This is a genomic window from Pseudoalteromonas sp. MMG005 (assembly GCF_018101015.1).
Taxonomy (GTDB): domain Bacteria; phylum Pseudomonadota; class Gammaproteobacteria; order Enterobacterales; family Alteromonadaceae; genus Pseudoalteromonas; species Pseudoalteromonas aurantia.
This window is the reverse complement of record NZ_JAGJEK010000019.1, coordinates 66,267-84,521: the sequence shown is the minus strand read 5'-3', so window position 1 is coordinate 84,521 and position 18,255 is coordinate 66,267. Positions and strand designations below refer to the sequence as shown.

20 protein-coding genes are annotated in these 18,255 nt (G+C 40.0%); 8 read left to right on the top strand and 12 right to left on the bottom strand.

The annotated features are described in order from the left end of the window. Positions 1-2 precede the first annotated feature (2 nt). From tolR to aspS, 6 genes are all read right to left on the bottom strand, one after another. Positions 3-431 (bottom strand): protein TolR, encoded by a 429-nt coding sequence (gene tolR, locus J8M01_RS15790; RefSeq protein WP_192507862.1) that lies wholly within the window; start codon positions 429-431, stop codon positions 3-5. Further along, positions 418-1,122 (bottom strand): protein TolQ, encoded by a 705-nt coding sequence (gene tolQ / locus J8M01_RS15785; RefSeq protein ID WP_192507863.1) that lies wholly within the window; start codon positions 1,120-1,122, stop codon positions 418-420. The genes tolR and tolQ overlap by 14 nt, the downstream gene beginning before the upstream one ends. Before the next feature lie 848 nt (positions 1,123-1,970). Then, positions 1,971-2,978, bottom strand: coding sequence for a Holliday junction branch migration DNA helicase RuvB (gene ruvB, locus J8M01_RS15780; protein WP_211058637.1), 1,008 nt, complete (start codon positions 2,976-2,978; stop codon positions 1,971-1,973). A gap of 6 nt (positions 2,979-2,984) precedes the next feature. After that, entirely contained in the window at positions 2,985-3,602 is a 618-nt protein-coding gene (ruvA, locus tag J8M01_RS15775) for a Holliday junction branch migration protein RuvA (protein ID WP_192507865.1), read from the bottom strand. Between the two features lie 5 nt (positions 3,603-3,607). Beyond that, positions 3,608-4,129 (bottom strand): crossover junction endodeoxyribonuclease RuvC, encoded by a 522-nt coding sequence (ruvC, locus tag J8M01_RS15770; protein ID WP_192507866.1) that lies wholly within the window; start codon positions 4,127-4,129, stop codon positions 3,608-3,610. A gap of 133 nt (positions 4,130-4,262) precedes the next feature. Then, entirely contained in the window at positions 4,263-6,053 is a 1,791-nt protein-coding gene (aspS, locus tag J8M01_RS15765; protein WP_211058636.1) for an aspartate--tRNA ligase, read from the bottom strand. Positions 6,054-6,236: 183 nt separating this feature from the next. On the opposite strand from aspS, the gene J8M01_RS15760 reads away from it, so the two are divergent. Then, complete coding sequence (locus J8M01_RS15760; RefSeq protein WP_211058656.1) at positions 6,237-7,085, top strand: DUF72 domain-containing protein; 849 nt, start codon at positions 6,237-6,239, stop codon at positions 7,083-7,085. Positions 7,086-7,155: 70 nt separating this feature from the next. Continuing rightward, positions 7,156-7,365: a hypothetical protein gene (locus J8M01_RS15755; RefSeq protein WP_192507868.1), complete on the top strand. Its 210-nt coding sequence runs from the start codon at positions 7,156-7,158 to the stop codon at positions 7,363-7,365. 34 nt (positions 7,366-7,399) lie between these two features. Here the strand turns inward: J8M01_RS15755 and J8M01_RS15750 are convergent, their stop codons facing one another. After that, the gene (locus J8M01_RS15750; RefSeq protein WP_211058635.1) at positions 7,400-7,813 is read right to left on the bottom strand and encodes a GFA family protein; all 414 of its coding nucleotides are present in this window, start codon (positions 7,811-7,813) and stop codon (positions 7,400-7,402) included. 75 nt (positions 7,814-7,888) lie between these two features. On the opposite strand from J8M01_RS15750, the gene J8M01_RS15745 reads away from it, so the two are divergent. Beyond that, positions 7,889-8,398, top strand: coding sequence for a YgjP-like metallopeptidase domain-containing protein (locus J8M01_RS15745; protein ID WP_192507870.1), 510 nt, complete (start codon positions 7,889-7,891; stop codon positions 8,396-8,398). Between the two features lie 187 nt (positions 8,399-8,585). Here J8M01_RS15745 and J8M01_RS15740 read toward each other — a convergent pair whose 3' ends face one another. Then, positions 8,586-9,266, bottom strand: a complete 681-nt coding sequence (locus tag J8M01_RS15740) for a DUF3334 family protein (RefSeq protein WP_192507871.1) — start codon at positions 9,264-9,266, stop codon at positions 8,586-8,588. A gap of 115 nt (positions 9,267-9,381) precedes the next feature. On the opposite strand from J8M01_RS15740, the gene cmoA reads away from it, so the two are divergent. The 5 genes from cmoA (at position 9,382) to J8M01_RS15715 (ending at position 13,801) form a co-directional block, all read left to right on the top strand. Beyond that, a complete protein-coding gene (cmoA, locus tag J8M01_RS15735) occupies positions 9,382-10,107 on the top strand; it encodes a carboxy-S-adenosyl-L-methionine synthase CmoA (RefSeq protein ID WP_210996902.1) in 726 nt (241 codons plus the stop codon). 10 nt (positions 10,108-10,117) lie between these two features. Next, on the top strand, positions 10,118-11,086 hold the full coding sequence (gene cmoB / locus J8M01_RS15730) for a tRNA 5-methoxyuridine(34)/uridine 5-oxyacetic acid(34) synthase CmoB (RefSeq protein ID WP_211058634.1): 969 nt from the start codon (positions 10,118-10,120) through the stop codon (positions 11,084-11,086). A 315-nt stretch (positions 11,087-11,401) separates the two neighbouring features. Further along, positions 11,402-12,454 (top strand): phosphoribosylformylglycinamidine cyclo-ligase, encoded by a 1,053-nt coding sequence (gene purM, locus J8M01_RS15725; RefSeq protein ID WP_192507874.1) that lies wholly within the window; start codon positions 11,402-11,404, stop codon positions 12,452-12,454. Next, positions 12,454-13,101, top strand: a complete 648-nt coding sequence (gene purN / locus J8M01_RS15720; RefSeq protein WP_192507875.1) for a phosphoribosylglycinamide formyltransferase — start codon at positions 12,454-12,456, stop codon at positions 13,099-13,101. The genes purM and purN overlap by 1 nt, the downstream gene beginning before the upstream one ends. Further along, positions 13,046-13,801: a DUF3108 domain-containing protein gene (locus tag J8M01_RS15715; RefSeq protein WP_210996904.1), complete on the top strand. Its 756-nt coding sequence runs from the start codon at positions 13,046-13,048 to the stop codon at positions 13,799-13,801. The genes purN and J8M01_RS15715 overlap by 56 nt, the downstream gene beginning before the upstream one ends. Before the next feature lie 100 nt (positions 13,802-13,901). Here J8M01_RS15715 and J8M01_RS15710 read toward each other — a convergent pair whose 3' ends face one another. The 4 genes from J8M01_RS15710 to J8M01_RS15695 form a co-directional block, all read right to left on the bottom strand. Continuing rightward, complete coding sequence (locus J8M01_RS15710) at positions 13,902-14,666, bottom strand: class II glutamine amidotransferase (protein WP_192507877.1); 765 nt, start codon at positions 14,664-14,666, stop codon at positions 13,902-13,904. 341 nt (positions 14,667-15,007) lie between these two features. Further along, complete coding sequence (locus J8M01_RS15705) at positions 15,008-16,777, bottom strand: tetratricopeptide repeat protein (protein WP_211058633.1); 1,770 nt, start codon at positions 16,775-16,777, stop codon at positions 15,008-15,010. A gap of 205 nt (positions 16,778-16,982) precedes the next feature. Then, positions 16,983-17,360: a hypothetical protein gene (locus J8M01_RS15700; RefSeq protein WP_211058632.1), complete on the bottom strand. Its 378-nt coding sequence runs from the start codon at positions 17,358-17,360 to the stop codon at positions 16,983-16,985. Between the two features lie 42 nt (positions 17,361-17,402). Beyond that, on the bottom strand, positions 17,403-18,125 hold the full coding sequence (locus J8M01_RS15695) for a glutamine amidotransferase (RefSeq protein ID WP_211058631.1): 723 nt from the start codon (positions 18,123-18,125) through the stop codon (positions 17,403-17,405). Between the last annotated feature and the right edge of the window lie 130 nt (positions 18,126-18,255).

Genomic DNA, 18,255 nt, shown 5'->3' with positions numbered 1-18,255 from the left:
CATTAGCTTTCCTCAAAAGATTTCGTCATAAGACCAACCGACGGCACACCTGCATTTTTAAGAAAGTCCATCAACAATAACACTTCTTGATAAGATACATGCCCAGAACCTTTAATCATGACCGGTGTATCTGGGTTTTGTTGTAGCTTTAGTTTAATAACAGCCGCCACTTCAACCGCGTCCATCGGCGCTTCTGGATCAGTGCCCACGCTTACAAAGTATCTGCCTTCAGCGTCAATCGATGCAATAATCGGTGGCGCATCTTTTGTTTCAACTAAATCAGACTCTTGCATTTGAGGCAAATCGACCTTAACACCATGGGTAATAAGGGGGGCCGTAGCCATAAATATGATCAGTAGGACCAACATCACATCGATGTAGGGCACCACGTTAATCTCTGCGACGGGGCGGCGCTTTTTACGCTGATACATGTTGCTTTACCTCAGCAGAGCTTGCAGCTTGGCGGTGCAGTATATTGGCAAACTCTTCCATAAAGTTAATGTATTGAGTCTCAAGCTTCTCAACATTTTTTGCAAACTTGTTATAAGCCATAACCGCAGGAATTGCCGCGAATAAACCCATTGCAGTTGCGATAAGTGCTTCTGCAATACCCGGTGCAACCATTTGCAAAGTGGCTTGTTTTACTTCACCCAATGCAATAAACGCATTCATGATCCCCCATACAGTACCAAATAAGCCAACATAGGGGCTAATAGAGCCAACTGTGGCTAAAAAAGACAAACTTGACTCTAACTTTTCCACTTCACGAGATAACGCCACCCGCATCGAGCGATGCGTGCCTTCAATTACAAGCCCAGTCGAGTGAGTGCTGTTTTTCTTATGTCTTGCAAACTCTTTAAAGCCAGATACAAATAACGCTTCTAACCCCTCAGGGTTCCCTACTCTCGCCGTCACTTCATTATAAAGCTTGCTCAAGTCCATCCCGGACCAAAATTTTTGTTCAAACCTTTTCGCATCTATCATCGCGTTTGAGATAATTGACCTACGCTGAAATATAATCGCCCAAGACGCAATAGACATGCCTACAAGTGCCAACATCACAAGTTGAACTAGCACACTGGCTTTTAAAATAAGATCAACAAAATTTAGTCCCGATTCCACGTTATTATACTCCTAAGAAATGGTGTGTCGGATATAGATACCCGTACAATTCGTTACAACATTGACTGTAAGCGACTATAAAGGTTCAGTTAGTTTACCCACACATAGTTACGCTGACAATCTCATTACCATGAAATTACGCTAATTGGCGATAAACCAACCGAAAAATAACATTTACTACATAAAGACACTACAGGTAGTTAATTTAATCAAAATGTACCGTGAATAATAAACGCGTATTTATGAATGCTAGCTGCATAAAACATTTAGTTTATGCACTTAATAAGAATAAACCACCAAAAATACAATGGTAAGACCAATTAACAACAAATAAACTAATATACAAAACAAAAAACAAATATAATAAAATACATTACTATCAATATGTTAAGTTAATTTATTGATTAATCATTCACCACTAAACAAAATTAAAAAAACAACCAGATTAAAAAATCTAATGTGAAAAAATAATTTTTCTAGTTTGATGTATTCCTAAAACCTCTTTAATATACACCCTGTACTGAGCACACAGCATCTATATATGCAAAAGCACAGTTGCTAGCAATAGGATTCTGATTTGTCGTATTGCTGTGATAAGAGCGCTAAGGATAAAACCTGAGTTAACTTATCAACCCCTGGATTACTTCCTTCAACTTGTTGTTTTGCCCGCATTTTTTGCGGGCTTTTTTTTGTCCAAAATTCCGTTTTTTTGGCTCAACTCCCCTATATTCATACTTAAACCTCTGAAAATTAAAAATTAAGCCCAAAGGTAGCTAACCCATGTCTAAAACCAAAAAACTCAGCAAATAGCTGAGTTTTCCATTGTTTAGTGTTTGCCTCGTAAACCTTTACCTATCAGGTATAACCAAATCAAAATGTAAGTATGCCGCATTGGAGGCAATACGCCCTCTTGGCGTACGTTGAATAAAACCCTGCTGAATTAAAAATGGTTCTATAACATCTTCAATGGTTTCACGCTCTTCACCAATGGCTGCCGCTAAATTATCTAAGCCAACAGGGCCCCCCATAAACTTCTCAATTATGGACATCAGATACTTGCGGTCCATATAATCAAAACCACGCTTATCAACATCCACCATCTCTAATGCTAAATTCGCAATATCGGCATTTACTTTGCCATCACCTTTAACCTGTGCATAATCTCTTACACGTCGTAACAAGCGATTCGCAATACGAGGCGTCCCTCTGGAGCGACGCGCGACTTCATCGGCACCTTCAGGGCTTATTCCTAAATCTAAGTAAAATGCAGAGCGAGAAATAATAGTAGACAAATCAGGAACTGAATAAAACTCCAGTCGCTGAACTATACCAAATCGATCTCGTAGAGGAGACGTTAATGAACCAGCTCTGGTTGTAGCACCAATTAATGTAAAAGGCGGTAATTCTAACTTAATAGAGCGTGCCGCAGGTCCTTCCCCAATCATAATATCTAATTGGTAATCCTCCATAGCTGGATACAGTATTTCTTCCACTTGCGGGCTTAATCTGTGTATTTCATCTATAAATAACACATCACCTTCTTCAAGGTTCGTCAATAAAGCAGCCAGATCTCCTGCTTTTTCAAGTACCGGTCCAGATGTCGCTTTAATATTGACATCGAGTTCGTTTGCGACAATGTTTGCCAATGTCGTTTTGCCCAAACCTGGAGGACCGAAAATCAATAAATGATCTAAAGCTTCCTCTCTTGAGCGAGCGGCCTCAATAAAAATGGCCATTTGCTTTTTTACATGGTCTTGACCCGTATAATCGGCAAGTAATTTGGGCCTAATTGCCCTATCCACATTATCTTCATTGCCTTGAGCTTCAGGCTCAATTAATCGGTCTGCTTCTATCATGGGTTATCACATCATTGACTTAAGAGCTTCTTTTATCAGTGTTTCAGTCCCCATTTCTGGTTTTGAAACGGCCTTCACTGCTTTTTGTGCTTGTGCTAATTTATAACCTAAAGCCAGTAATGCAGCAACGGCATCATCTGCCGGAGTATCTTGAACTGTCGGGTTTTCTTGTGGAGCAATAACCGCACCATCACTGAATGGGGTTAGTAAATCGTGACCAAAATTCTTAAGTCTATCCTTCATTTCAAGCACCAAACGTTCTGCTGTCTTTTTACCAACACCCGGGATCTTAACAAGCGTTGTTGCATCTTCGTTATTTACACAATGGATAAATTGCTCTGCAGACATACCTGACAAAATCGCCAAGCCAAGTTTGGGCCCAACCCCGTTGGCTTTAATTAATTCACGAAATAACGCTCGTTCTTTTTTATGATTAAACCCAAACAATAACTGTGCATCTTCTCTGACGACAAAGTGTGTGTAAATCGCAGCCGATTCACCGCAGTTTGGTAACTCATAAAAACACGTCATTGGCATTTGTACTTCATAACCAACACCCGATACATCAAGCAATATTTCAGGCGGCTGCTTTTCTAATAAAGTCCCACTTAGTCTTCCAATCATTTACTTTACCTCAATCTTCGGCGCACAGTTTTTGTTGCACTACCAGCCAAACGAATTAAACTTTGCTCTGAGTGAGCATGACAAATAGCAATTGCTAATGCATCTGCAGCATCAGCTTGTGGTGTACCTGGCAATTTTAAAATGCGTTTTACCATTTCTTGGACTTGTTCTTTTTTAGCCCCACCATTACCTACTACAGCTTGTTTCACTTGCCTAGCAGAGTATTCATGCACCGCTATATCTTGCATCGCTGCGGCCACAATAGCGGCACCACGTGCTTGACCGAGTTTTAGGGCTGAATCTGGATTATGTGCCATAAACACTTGTTCAATAGAGAAACTGTCTGGTTGAAACTGCTCTATTAACTGCGTCACACCTTGATAAATCATTTTTAAACGGGTCGGAAAATCAAACTCACCTATTTTTATACAACCACTACCCAAATACTGAAATTTACTCCCCTGATGCACTATTACACCATAACCTGTAAATCGAGAGCCGGGGTCAATACCCAAAATAGTTGCCAAAGCATAATCCTACATCGTTTTTTTGCATCATGCCAAAATACTGTATGAATTACCAGTTAAATACGTCAACCCTCAACAAAAAGGCGACTATATCTAGTCGCCTTTTTTTGGTACCCGTATTCCTTAATAACGACTACTCACCATCAGATTGAACTACTTCTTTTTCAACCTTTGCTACTGCAATTGCCAACTCTTTCAGCGAATCTGGATTTGCAACGCTTGGTGCATCTGTTAATAGACAAGATGCTTGTGTAGTTTTAGGAAACGCAATCACATCACGAATATTATCCGTCCCGCACAGCAGCATAACTAAACGGTCTAAACCAAATGCCAAGCCAGCATGTGGTGGTGTACCGTACTTCAGTGCATCTAGTAAGAATCCGAACTTATCCTGTTGCTCTTGCTCTTCTATACCTAAAATTCTAAACGCTGCTTCTTGCATATCGGCAGTATGAATACGAACCGAACCACCGCCCACTTCATACCCATTGATTACCATGTCATAGGCATCAGAAATAGCGCCAGCTGGCGCTGATTCTAATTCTTGAGCAGAAATATCTTTTGGTGCAGTAAATGGGTGATGAACCGCATGTAATGTGCCTTCATCGTCTTCTTCAAACATCGGGAAGTCAACCACCCATAGTGGCGCCCACTTATCTAAATGAGTAAGTTCTAGGTCTAGACCTACCTTTAGGCGCAATGCACCCATTGCTTCATTAACAACATTACGCTTATCTGCGCCAAATAAAATAATATCGCCAGTTTTTGCGTTAGTACGCTCAAGTAAAGCGTTGATCACTTCTTCATTTAAAAATTTAGCAATCGGTGATTGAACCCCTTCAATGCCCGCATCACGGTCATTCACTTTCATCCAAGCAAGACCTTTCGCACCGTAAATACCAACAAATTTAGTGTATTCATCAATTTGCTTTCGAGAAAGTTTGGCACCACCAGGTACTGTTAACACTGCAACACGGCCTTTTTCGTCGTTAGCAGGTGCCGCTAAGACTTTAAATTCAACATCCTTGACTAAATCAGCAACATCTACCAATTCCATCGGGTTCCGTAAATCAGGCTTATCAGAGCCAAAACGACGCATTGCTTCGCTGTAGGCCATAACAGGAAATGCACCTAGGTCCACATTAAGGAGATCTTGCCACATTTCAGTCACTAAACGCTCTGTCATAGCACGCACTTGATCTGAGCTCATGAACGAAGTTTCTAAATCGATTTGAGTGAACTCTGGCTGGCGATCTGCGCGCAAATCTTCATCACGGAAACACTTTACTATTTGATAATAACGATCAAAACCCGACATCATCAGCAACTGTTTAAACAGTTGTGGTGACTGTGGTAGCGCGTAAAAGCTGCCTTTATGCACACGGCTTGGTACTAAATAGTCACGCGCACCTTCAGGTGTTGCTTTCGTTAATACCGGCGTTTCAATATCAAGGAAGTCATTTCCATCTAAGAATCGACGGACAAAGCTACTGGCTTTTGCTCTTAGCTTAATACGGTCGCTCATCTCCAAACGACGAAGGTCTAAATAACGGTACTTTAAACGGCGCTCTTCTGAGTTTTGTTGATTAAAATCTAGAGGTAATGGCTCTGAGCGGTTTATTATGTTCAAACCTGTACCGAGTATTTCAACTTCACCTGTTGCCATATCTTTATTTACTTGGCTATCAGGGCGCGCTCGAACAGTACCTTTTACCTGCACGCAAAATTCTTGACGAAGTGTATTTGCAGTGTCCATTAACCCTTCTATTTCTGGGTCAAACACCACTTGAACTAGGCCTTCACGATCTCGTAAATCGATAAAGATTAAACCACCTAGATCACGGCGTTTGTTTATCCAGCCACATAGTTCTACTTCTTCGCCAACATGGCTTTTATTTAAGTTCCCACAATATATCGAGCGCATAGTATTCCTGTTAGTCGGCTGCATCGTGCTGCAACCAATAAGGTTAATTTGAAAAAATTACCGCCAATTATATAAAATTCCCCCTTAAAGTCATCCTTGATCGACACAAGTATGCAAATTTCCCATCGATTAATGTGTTTTGATACAATTAATATACTTTATCGTTCACGGATCTTGTATTTTATGCTTTATATTGGGTGCCCTCAGTGGAGTTCAGCACATTGGAAAGGTCGATTTTTCACACGTGACTGTCAACCAAAACAGATGCTCGAGCAATACAGTCACATTTTTAACTCCGTAGAAGGCAATACTAGCTTTTACGCAGATCCAACCCCTGAGACAGTTCTCAAGTGGCAAAAAAACGTACCAGAGCACTTTAAGTTTACCTTTAAAATACCGCGACGCTTTTCCCACGATATGGCATTACAGCATTGTCAAAGTGAGTTACTCGCGTGGCTTACACTATTTGAGCCCTTGTATCAAAACATCGGCCAAATTATGCTGCAGCTACCTAAAAGCTGTAGCCCTGATTTTCTCGCCACCATTAATAGCTTCACTCGCTTATTACCTAGCGACCTACCGTTAGGCATTGAAGTTCGCCACCTCGGCTTTTTTGATAAGGGAGAGAATGAAATGCGATTTAATCAGTTTTTAATGACACAAAAATACAACCGGATCATGATGGATACTCGCCCACTTTTTAGCGAACCACCCAATACTGCAGCTATCATTGATGCACAAAGAAAGAAGCCGAAAGTCCCCCTCCATGTTATAGCCACTGCAAATGCCCCTATTATTCGATATGTTGGCTGCTCCGACTTAGCAGCAAATAGAAAGCTCTATCACCCGTGGTTAGATAAAATTAGAGGCTGGTTAAACGATGGTAAAACACCCTATTTGTTTTTTCATACTGCCGATAATTTTGATGCGCCATTGTTGGCCAAACAATTTATCGCCGATTTAGCACACCCTGCAGCGATATTAGGGGACTTCCCCGCAAACTTGGAACCCAGTCAAAATGACTTATTCTGATTTAACATTGCTTTTTTAAGTGCAACATGCATAAACTGCCCTTGAATAAAAAAACATCAAGGAAATAGACATGTTATTAAAACTACAAAAAAAGAACATTAAAACACTATCTCAAGATACAAATTTACTCCCAAGTGCTGCGACGAAAAAGGTGGCCGGCGGTATTTCCGCTGATCACATCTGCTGCACTGATGAAACACGACAAGCAAATGCACACCTCATTCAACGAGGCGGTAATTCACGCGCGTCAGATTGCTGCACATTAGAGACTGAACATTAATCATGTTACCCCAAAATAGCTCACAGCAAGTGGGCTATTTTATGCTTCTAGTCGCTTCAAACCTGTAATTTAAAGGTAAATCCGCATTAATCTCATCCCAATCAGCTTTAGATGTCACAAAGTTGTGAGATATGGGCCGCTCACTTATTGGTGAATCTAAGATCCCCAATCGCAGCCTCACCTTCTTCGTATTCTCTGCGTTAGAACTATATAGGGGTGATGCACAATGACGACAAAAATGGCGCTTCCTACCAGTTTTAAACTCAAAATGCGCTATGTGATTAATGCCTTGCGTAATTTTAAACTGTTCAGTGTCTACGAAGCCATTGGTAGCATACGCACTCCCTGTAGACTTTCGACATAAAGAACAATGACAATGAATAATGTCGGTAATAGCGCCATGTATTTCTATTGTTACGGCACCACATAAACAACTCGCGTTATACATATTAATTAAAACTACTCGTTTTCTGAATATTCAATAGCATATAATACCACTGACTTTTAGCCAACCTGCCATTTTATGAACTTTTTAGATTATTTTCAACATTACCCTGACAACATTCAGCAACAAGTAGCACAACTCATCAGCTCAAACAAACTCGTGGATTACTTTAAAAATAAGTACCCCACTGCGCATCAGCTAAAGTCTGAAAAACACCTATTTGAGTACACTAATCGTTTCAAACAACGATATTTAAAAAATGCACCAAAATTGTCAAGCGTCGGTTATAAAAAACAAAAAGACTTAGTACAAAACGCACTTGGTACACATACCTTTAAACGCCAACAACACGGAGGGAAACTCAAAGCCAAACACGAAATTGCCATTGCCGAACAACTCAAATGTGCCCCTGAGCCGCTCCTAAAAATGTTGATTATTCATGAATTAGCGCACTTTAAAGAAAAAGATCATAACAAAGCTTTTTATCAGCTATGTTGTCATATGGAGCCTGATTACCATCAGTTAGAATTGGACTTACGTTTATTTTTGGTACTACAAAAACAAGGTTTAAGCTTTTATGACAAGTAACTTAACGTAAAAAGCCAACATGCCCCAAGAACATAGCTCACATTCACCAATGAATGACAAGCCCTAAACTGACAAAGCTGCTCGATAACAAAAAGTGCATCTCACCTTTGTGTTAAAAAACAACTTTATTAAAATTGCCTTAAAAATCAATTGTTAATCATTTACAAACAACTGGGCTTGAGCCACTTTATAACCCAAGTTCCGCCATAAAGTCATCATCACTGTCTATTTCTTCAGGCGCCGCCGACTTTTTATTTTTACTCTCAGCAGCTTGATTAGCAATAATTGCATCTGGGTCCGCAGCTTCAGCAATATCAAAATCATGTAATTTAATAAACTCAGTTTTATCCATCGCAAGCTCTAAATAAAATATATTTTGGTTTTGTGTGGTAAATGTCACGCGACGTGCTTGCGGTCTATCCATGGTTGTATCAACAGAAATTTGCACTTGTTTATTTATTGCCATCATTTTTGGCTGGTTTTGCGTGATAGATGTGTGTAGCTGCGTACGCACTTTACCTGTAAAATCACCCACAATTTGGTTCATCAACTCACCCATCACATTTGATACATCATCAGATAAGTGACTATGTGCTATTTCTTCTTCAGGCATACCCATGTTACGCATATAATCTTGATAAATTTCCATTGCCGATTGCGCGGTAAAGTTAGTCACTACCAACCCCGTAAAACCGCCATCAAACAACACAAAACAGCCTATATCTGGGCGCATACACGTACGCGTGATTTTTTGAACCATTGCTGAATAAGCAATTTTATTGCCACTTGCGGAAGACAATACTTCAGTCACCGAGTTGCACAATGTGGATAGGATATCTTCTGTGCTAATCACTTTATTTCTCGCCATTTTTAGTCTCTTTTTTACTTCTTATCATTAATAGTAGCCAAGCTACTGAAATTATCACTGACTATCCAGTATAAAATGCTAAAATAGCGAGATTATTTAGAAAGAGAGATAAATTGTGACTGGCAAAGACAGTATTTATGCCACCGAGCAACAAATAAAAGACTTTAGCTTCGACGAAAACGTGGTTGAAGTATTCCCAGATATGATCCAGCGTTCAGTCCCTGGTTACGCGACAATCGTAAGTACGATGGGTAAACTCGCGGGTCAATATGCACAAAGTAATTCGAATCTATATGATTTAGGGTGCTCACTTGGCGCCGTTACGTTAAGCATGCGCCGTAATATCGAAAAGCAAAATTGCCAAATCATTGCCGTCGATAACTCAAAAGCCATGGTTGAGCGTTGTCAGCTGCATTTAAAAGGCTTTAAATCTGATGTGCCGGTTAATGTGGTATTAGGTGATATCACCGAGCTTACATTAGAAAATGCCAGTGTAATAGCGTTAAATTTTACCTTACAGTTTATTCCGCAAGAACAACGAGAAGCTGTGCTTAAACACATTTATGCTAGCCTGAAACCTGGTGGGGTATTATTATTAAGTGAAAAAGTGAAAGGTGAAAATGATTTAACTGATAACTTACTCATTGATTTACACCACGATTTTAAACGTCACAACGGTTACTCCGAATTAGAAATAAGTCAAAAGCGTACCGCCATAGAAAATGTTATGCGCCCAGATCCCCTATCAACACACATTGAGCGATTACATAATATTGGTTTTAGCCAAACACAAGTTTGGTATCAATGCTTTAACTTTTGCTCACTCGTGGCCATCAAATAACGGAGTCCATATGAATTCTTGGTTTACAGACTTTTATGCCGCCATTGCGAAAACCGCTTTGAGTCATTGGTTAGAAACACTTCCAGCTCAATTAAGTCATTGGCAAAAAGAAGCGCAGCACGGGGACTGGCCCAAGTGGGAAAAAGTACTCAAAAATCTGCCTGAATCAAATACGCAGCACATCAATGTAACAGATAAAGTCGAGTTCGGGTTAGCCAACGAGCTCTCAGACGGCCATACCAAGCAATTAACCCATTTGCTAAAGAAAATGATGCCGTGGCGAAAAGGTCCTTTTAATATTCATGGTATTCATATTGATACCGAATGGCGTAGCGATTGGAAATGGGATCGACTGGTTGAGCATATCAGTCCGTTACAAGGGCGCACTGTGCTCGATATTGGCTGTGGTTCTGGCTATCATTTATGGCGTATGCGTGGTGCGGGAGCAAACTTCGTTGTGGGTATTGATCCTTCAGATTTATTCCTATCACAATTTCAAGCGATTAAGCACTTCAACCCAGATCCAAGTGTTCATTTACTGCCATTAGGGGTTGAACAACTACCTGCATTGAAAAGTTTTGATACGGTATTCTCTATGGGTGTACTGTATCACCGACGCTCTCCGATCGACTTTTTATCACAACTGAAAGCACAATTACGTCCCGGTGGCGAACTCGTATTAGAAACACTCGTGATCGAAGGGGATGTGAATACGGTACTTGTACCAACTGATCGCTACGCTAAAATGCGTAATGTCTGGTTCATTCCAAGTACCGCAGCACTGACCCTATGGCTAGAGCGTGTTGGCTTCAAAGACGTGAATGTGGTGAATAACGATGTAACCTCACTTGATGAACAGCGTCAAACACCTTGGATGGAAACTGAATCATTAGCCGATTTTTTAGATCCTAAAGATAACACTAAAACCATCGAAGGTTACCCAGCCCCTTTGCGTGCAATACTCACGGCTAAAGCATAATCACCTAAATAAAATACCAGCTAACTCTCTCCATACGTATTTTATTTAGTCTGTAATTAAATGGTTTCATCTGTGTCTGCCATAAGACACATATGAAACCAGCCTGTCAATGTCCCTACTTTACAAATTACCACCTCCACCCAAATCGCATTCACAAGCTAATCCATTGTTATTAATAGTAAATATAGTAAAAACAAATATGTGCAACCACTTGCTGGTGGGATCTGTCATATTTACGCTAGCCGCCCCTAGTCAATTGTTGTAAAATACGCGCGTTTCTAAGCAATCCATAAAGCAATTTTTTGAGGAAAACCCGTGAGCGATCAAAAACAGTCTCTTAGCTACAAAGACGCAGGCGTAGATATTGATGCCGGTAATGCATTAGTTGAGCGCATTAAAGGCGTAGTGAAAAAAACTCGTCGTCCAGAAGTAATGGGTGGGATCGGTGGTTTTGGCGCACTGTGCGAACTTCCTACTGGTTATAAAGAGCCTGTACTAGTCGCTGGTACTGACGGCGTTGGCACTAAGCTTCGTCTAGCGATTGACCTAAAAAAACATGACACTGTAGGTATCGACCTTGTTGCCATGTGTGTAAACGATTTGATTGTCCAAGGTGCTGAACCCCTATTTTTCTTGGACTACTACGCAACTGGTAAATTAGATGTTGATACAGCAGCCGATGTAGTAACTGGTATTGGTAAAGGCTGTGAACTGTCAGGTTGCGCACTGATCGGCGGTGAAACTGCTGAAATGCCTGGCATGTACGAAGGCGAAGACTATGACATGGCTGGTTTCTGTACTGGTGTTGTTGAAAAGTCTAAAATCATTGATGGTACTAAAGTAGCTGCGGGCAACCAATTAATCGCACTTGCTTCAAGTGGCCCTCACTCAAACGGTTATTCTTTAATTCGTAAAGTACTTGAAGTGTCTGGTGCCGATACGAATGCCGAATTTGAAGGTAAAACGCTGGGCGAACACCTTCTTGAACCAACCCGTATTTACGTAAAATCAATTCTTGAATTACTAAAAGACGTTGACGTTCATGCGCTTTCGCATATTACAGGTGGTGGCTTTTGGGAAAATATCCCACGCGTGTTACCTGAATCAGCAAAAGCGGTAGTAAAAGGCGATAGCTGGGAATGGCCTGCAATCTTTAATTGGTTACAAGAAAACGGCAACATCAGTACACACGAGATGTACCGTACATTTAACTGTGGCGTAGGTATGATCTTAGTAGTTCCTGCCGACAAATTAGCAGCAAGCCTTGACATACTTAACGCACAAGGTGAGCAAGCATGGCATATTGGTGAAATTCAAGATGCGACTGCTGGTGAAGAACAAGTAGAAATCGTTGCTGGTAAAGACTAATGACACCATCTCGCTTAGTTGTATTGATCTCTGGCAGTGGCTCTAATTTACAAGCCATCATAGATGCTTGCCAAAACAACGATATTAATGGCGAGATCTGCGCTGTGATCAGCAATAAAGCTGATGCATATGGATTAGTTCGTGCTCAAAATGCAGGAGTAGAAACCTGCATTCTGAGCCATAAAGATTATCCATCGCGTGAAGACTATGATGTTGAACTGGCCGCATTAATTGACTCTTTTAATCCAGATTTAGTTGTATTAGCTGGATTTATGCGTATTCTAACCCCACACTTGGTGCAAAAATTTAAGGGAAAAATGTTGAACATTCATCCTTCTTTGTTGCCTAAGTATCAAGGGCTGAATACCCATCAAAGAGCAATAGATGCTAAAGACGATGTTCATGGTGTAAGCGTACACTTTGTAACGGAAGAGCTAGACGGTGGACCCGTTGTATTACAAGCTAAGGTACCTATCTTAGACAATGATACAGCAGACACACTCGCTAAGCGCGTTCATGAGCAAGAGCATATTATTTATCCTTTGGTGGTCAAATGGTTCAGCGAACACAGACTAACAATGGAAGCAGATTATGCCGTTTTTGATGACCAACCCCTTCCAATTCAAGGCACAGCGTACCCAGAATAAAAAAATTAGCGCTTGGCTTGTCGGGTTAAGCGCTTTCTTTTCATGCTCATTACTTGCAAATACACTCACTCCGTACCACGCAGAATACCAAATTCTTCGTAAAGGCTCTGTCCAAGGATCCGCCACTCGCGACCTCAGTAAAATTGATGAAAATACATATCAGCTAGAATACCAAAGTGATATTAAGTGGATGATCTTTAATGATAAACGCACAGAAATATCGATGTTTACGTTTGACAATAACCGCACCCAGCCCATTCATTATGATATGACTCGCAGCGGTACGGGGCCTGATAAAGAATATACAGTCAGTTTCGACCACACAAAGAAAACCATTACGTCAAACAAAAAGAAGTACCCACTTGATATTACGTGGCAAACCGAGCAACAAGATGCGCAAACCTATCAAATTCAACTACGTCGTGATATTAAAGCGGGAAAAACTAAGCTGAGTTACCCGATTGTGGATAAAAAAGGCAATCAGCGCAACTATGACTTTGAAGTTGAGGGTGAAGAAACCATCACCCTGCCCATAGGCAATGTCAAAACCATCAGAATAAAAAGGTTATATGACAACGATAAACGTCAAGCAACGGTATGGCTGGCGCCAGAATATGATTATATGTTGGTAAAGATGTACAAAGGGAAAAAAGGCATTGAACAATTTCAAGTTCAAATGACCAAGTACGACATTAAGTAAGTGATTCAACATTAATACCGTAACTTGCTGAGTTGCGGTATCGCCTATTTTTATTGTCTCTAATTACACTTAGCTAAAAAGATATACGCCATGATAGCCGTTATATTTTTTCACCCAGTTTAAACAACACAAACTCACCAGGCTCCATTTTTTGCCATTGCTCATCATTGGTGAGTGGCCGTGTTGCAATTACACTCACTACATCATTTGGCGTGGTTTCTTCTTTAAAATCAACCACCATATCAGCATCAATCAAAGTGGCTTTGCCAAATGGCGCTCTACGAGTGATCCAATGCAGGTTATTGGTGCAATATGCCAGCACGTATACTCCATCAGTCAGTAGCATATTAAATACACCTTTGTCCTTCAATGTCGCCGCCAACTTAGCCGCATATCGAAAAACCACCGCCATATTTGAGGGTTTTTTAGGATACTTCTCTCTAATTTTATCTAGCAGCCAACAAAAAGCCAATTCACTGTCTGTATTACCCACAGGGCGATAAAAGGATGGTTTCAGATCAGTGTAATTAGATAACTGCCCATTGTGTGCATAGGTGATCTCTCTTCCCCATAGCTCACGGGTAAAAGGATGAGTGTTTTCTAAACACACTCGGCCGCGATTGCCTTGGCGAATATGGCTAATAACCGACACACTCTTAATTGGGTAAGCTTTTACTAATTTGGCGATTTCAGATTGACAGCTTGGTTCAGGGTCTTTAAATGTACGACAGCCTTTGCCTTCGTAAAACGTGATCCCCCAGCCATCTTTATGCGGCCCCGTATTACCACCGCGCTCTAATAGGCCTGAAAAACTAAAACAGATATCTGTCGGTACATTCGCAGACATACCCAATAGCTCACACATTAAATAAAAACTCCTTATAAAACAAAATACAATGAACAAGCTTTATACTTTTTATTTTAAAATGTCACAGTTAGTGTCACTGTTAAGTTTGTAGTATATATCTTGTGTAGCAATCACTTTATTATCTCGTACAAATATAGCATCGTAAACACTCTATTTATTAGATAGATAAATTATTTAATGCACACCTTCCCCACAAAATCTGTGGATAACTTCAGACATTCTCGGCTCACATTCGCTGTTTACATCATCACTTGTGCCTTTAAAACCTAAAAAATAGGCTTATTTTACCTTTATTTTCATCAAACTTACTAAGCCCTACATTGATAGCGCTAGTTGGGTTATAACTCATCTAAACGCTTTTGTGCTTGTGCCACTATTGCCGTTATTTCTGGGTTATTTGAATCACCATAGCGGCAGATGAGCTCCTCATAGGTTTTGATTGCATCATCTGGTAAGTTTAGTTGAACTTGCGAAACCCCTATATAAAGCATTGCTTTAGCAACTTTTTCTTGCACGACTTCGTTGTCTGATTCACCAAAATGGGCGATTAACTCTTCGTAGGTCTTAATTTCTTCTTTTGGTCGGTTTAATTTACTTTGCCTAACCCCTTTGTTAAGCATTGCTTTAGCCACTCGTTCTTGCACGGCTTCGTTGTCTGATTCACTAAAATGGGCGATTAACTCTTCATAGGTCTTAATTTCTTCTGTTAACTGATCTAATTGGCCTAGTGTGATCCCTTTATTAAGCATTGCTTTAGCCACTTGCTCTTGCACGGCTTCGTTGTCTGATTCACTAAAATGAGCGATGAGTGCCTCGTAGGTTTTAACTTCTTCTTTTGATTGATCTAATTGGCCGTGTACTACCCCTTTATTAAGCATTGCCTTAGCAACTTGCTCTAGCACAGCTTCGTTCTCAGACTTGCTAAACTGAGTGATGAGCGCTTCATAGGCTTTAATTGCATCGTCAAACTGCGCTAATTCACTCTGTGTAGTTCCTTTATGAAGCATCGCTTTAGCAACTTGTTCTTGCACTTCAAGATAGCCTGATTCTCTGAAACGAGCGATGAGAATATCATAGGTTTTAATTTCTTCTTCTGCTTGATTTAATTGACCTTGCGTCACTCCTTTATTAAGAATCGCCGCTGCAACCCGTTCTTGTATTGTTTCATGCTCTGAATCAATGAATCGAGTAATGAGTTCATCATAGGTCTTAATTTCTGCTTCAGGCTGCGTTAGTTTATCAAGACATGCTGATTTATAAGACAGCGCACTTGCAAGGGTTAAGTCATCGACTTCCTCAAAAATATTTGAAGTTATGGCATCCCATGCGATGATAGAAAGGCTAAATTGATTGTTAGAGAAAAATTCAGTACCAATCTCAAGCCAGTCACCCACACTCAAATTGGTATGTTCGAAACTTTTATACGTTAAATACTGTGTATCGAGCATTAAAGAATCGATAAATTTTGCTTTCACCTGTCTGATTTCAGAGAATTTTTGCATCCGCTCACTTTCATCACGTTCAAATTTATCAAACTTGCCTTTTAGCTCTTGATTGATTTCTTGGAATGTTGCTTGTGCTTGCGCTATTAATTCATCACTGTTGTTTTTTAACCATTCTGACATATGTTTTTCTGAGGCGGTGTTTGCTTCGCTTTTCGCTTTATAAATGGCAATAAATGAAGTAGAAAAACCTAAAATCAGAGCTATTATCGTTATCAGGATACTGTAAAAATTTAACTCATAAGATAAATCGGATATACGCCCATCAAAAACGTTCAATTCTTTATTTTGACTTTGTTCTTGCTTAGCAAGTTGAAAATTTAAAACCTTCTCTTGCTGAATGATCTGATTACTAATGTTGGCTAACTGTATTTTTAAATTAGTTTGTGTTTCTTCCAACTTTTTGAAGTCACCTCCCAGTTGTTGTTTAATCCCTTTGGCATGTTTTTTTTGCTGTTTTAACTGTTCATCTAACACAGCCATTTTTGTTTGAATTGCACTCAATTGCTGAATGTGTTTTTGACCCGCATTTTGCACAGGCTCATTTGCTGACGAAGTTTTCAGCAATATAAAACATAAACTTACGAGTAATAAAAAGAGGCGCATTCATCATCCTTATGGTGTGTTTATAATTGAATCGCGTTTATCAAACAGGCGCTTGATTTACTCTAAATACAGTAATTAAAGCAAACTAAGTGACTGAAAATAAGGTTGTCTACCATATTATATTCGCTAAAAAACGCTCCTTATTGCAGGAAGCAATAAAAAGATTAGCTATATGCTCGTGCTACTCATGCGTCGTTGAAAATACTTAACCTATTTGCACTGCAAGCGTTGAACATAGCGCAACTAACAAAAACACCAACCAAGATAGATGCTTTGCTTTTGAACCAAGCAAAGCCATTAAAAAATGTAAGGTAAACGTCACCATTATAATGTTCGCTATGGCTGCTTTAGTAATGCTAGGCTGCGCCAATACAAATAAAATGGCAGCAAAACCGCACCATGCGATAGAGGTTAAATGCCATGCAAAACGCAATGTATGTCTGGTAAATTCAGTGCCACCAAAAAGTGTAGGGAGATTGTCTCGCTTGAATAGTCGACTTAAAATGTAGCGCTCTCCCAAATAAGAATGTGCACCTGCAACTGCAATAAGTAAACATGCTGCAATATATAGTAATACTTCCACTTCCGTTAATCCTCCCTTTATTACGCTGAGTTTTGCGAGTATTTAATCACCATGCGTGCGTTGGTATTTCAATGATAACTTATCTAAAAACTCACTGAGTAAATTATTCATATGCTGTGTGTCAAAGGTCAGTATATCTGTTGCTTTTTGTACCCACTGATGCGTGCTCGATAGCGACTCGTCATAGGACGCGATAATTAGCGACTCTACACATTGTTGGGTGAACTCTAAATGACACTGAAAACCGTAAATTAGATTTGCATATTCAACGATTTGCCTTGGACAGCCCAAGCTACTCGCCAGTATTTTTGAGGTTGGTAATAACCCAGGCATATCATTATGCCAATGCCCAACCACTTCCGTTGATTGGAAATGATCAAATAATACATTGTTTTCACCTGCCGCTGTCATTGTGACTGGTAAGTAACCTATTTCTTTGTAAAGACTAACCTCATACTTAGCGCCCAGCGCTTCACCAATCAATTGTGCGCCTAAACAAATACCCACAATGGCTTTATTTAAAGCAATACATTCACGTATAAAACGCACTTCTTCAATGACATTGAAATGTGCGCAATCACTGACGCTTGTTTTTGGTGACTGTGGTCCACCTAAAATCACCAAAAAATCAAAATCAAGCTGCTCAGGTAAACGTTCCCCCTCGTAAAATTTTGTACGCGTTATATGGAACCTATTATCGACAGCCCAATGTTCAAAAGCGCCAGGTCCTTCGAATGATTCATGTATCAAAAAGTGAATGTGCATGTATGTTCCCATCGTCCATTTCGATTTAATTAGCATGATAATAACTAAACAAGCTCACCCGTCACTTATCCAATATGACAAATACTATCAATAATCAGACAAAACATATTACGAGTGAAAATAACTATCT

Excerpts from the sequence above, each read along its gene's own strand:
- tolR (WP_192507862.1), bottom strand. The coding sequence starts at position 431 with ATGTATCAGCGTAAAAAGCGCCGCCCCGTCGCAGAGATTAACGTGGTG.
- ruvB (WP_211058637.1), bottom strand. The coding sequence starts at position 2,978 with ATGATAGAAGCAGACCGATTAATTGAGCCTGAAGCTCAAGGCAATGAA.
- ruvA (WP_192507865.1), bottom strand. The coding sequence starts at position 3,602 with ATGATTGGAAGACTAAGTGGGACTTTATTAGAAAAGCAGCCGCCTGAA.
- aspS (WP_211058636.1), bottom strand. The coding sequence starts at position 6,053 with ATGCGCTCGATATATTGTGGGAACTTAAATAAAAGCCATGTTGGCGAA.
- J8M01_RS15760 (WP_211058656.1), top strand. The coding sequence starts at position 6,237 with ATGCTTTATATTGGGTGCCCTCAGTGGAGTTCAGCACATTGGAAAGGT.
- J8M01_RS15755 (WP_192507868.1), top strand. The coding sequence starts at position 7,156 with ATGTTATTAAAACTACAAAAAAAGAACATTAAAACACTATCTCAAGAT.
- J8M01_RS15750 (WP_211058635.1), bottom strand. The coding sequence starts at position 7,813 with ATGTATAACGCGAGTTGTTTATGTGGTGCCGTAACAATAGAAATACAT.
- J8M01_RS15745 (WP_192507870.1), top strand. The coding sequence starts at position 7,889 with ATGAACTTTTTAGATTATTTTCAACATTACCCTGACAACATTCAGCAA.
- J8M01_RS15740 (WP_192507871.1), bottom strand. The coding sequence starts at position 9,266 with ATGGCGAGAAATAAAGTGATTAGCACAGAAGATATCCTATCCACATTG.
- cmoB (WP_211058634.1), top strand. The coding sequence starts at position 10,118 with ATGAATTCTTGGTTTACAGACTTTTATGCCGCCATTGCGAAAACCGCT.
- purN (WP_192507875.1), top strand. The coding sequence starts at position 12,454 with ATGACACCATCTCGCTTAGTTGTATTGATCTCTGGCAGTGGCTCTAAT.
- J8M01_RS15715 (WP_210996904.1), top strand. The coding sequence starts at position 13,046 with ATGCCGTTTTTGATGACCAACCCCTTCCAATTCAAGGCACAGCGTACC.
- J8M01_RS15710 (WP_192507877.1), bottom strand. The coding sequence starts at position 14,666 with ATGTGTGAGCTATTGGGTATGTCTGCGAATGTACCGACAGATATCTGT.
- J8M01_RS15705 (WP_211058633.1), bottom strand. The coding sequence starts at position 16,777 with ATGCGCCTCTTTTTATTACTCGTAAGTTTATGTTTTATATTGCTGAAA.
- J8M01_RS15695 (WP_211058631.1), bottom strand. The coding sequence starts at position 18,125 with ATGCACATTCACTTTTTGATACATGAATCATTCGAAGGACCTGGCGCT.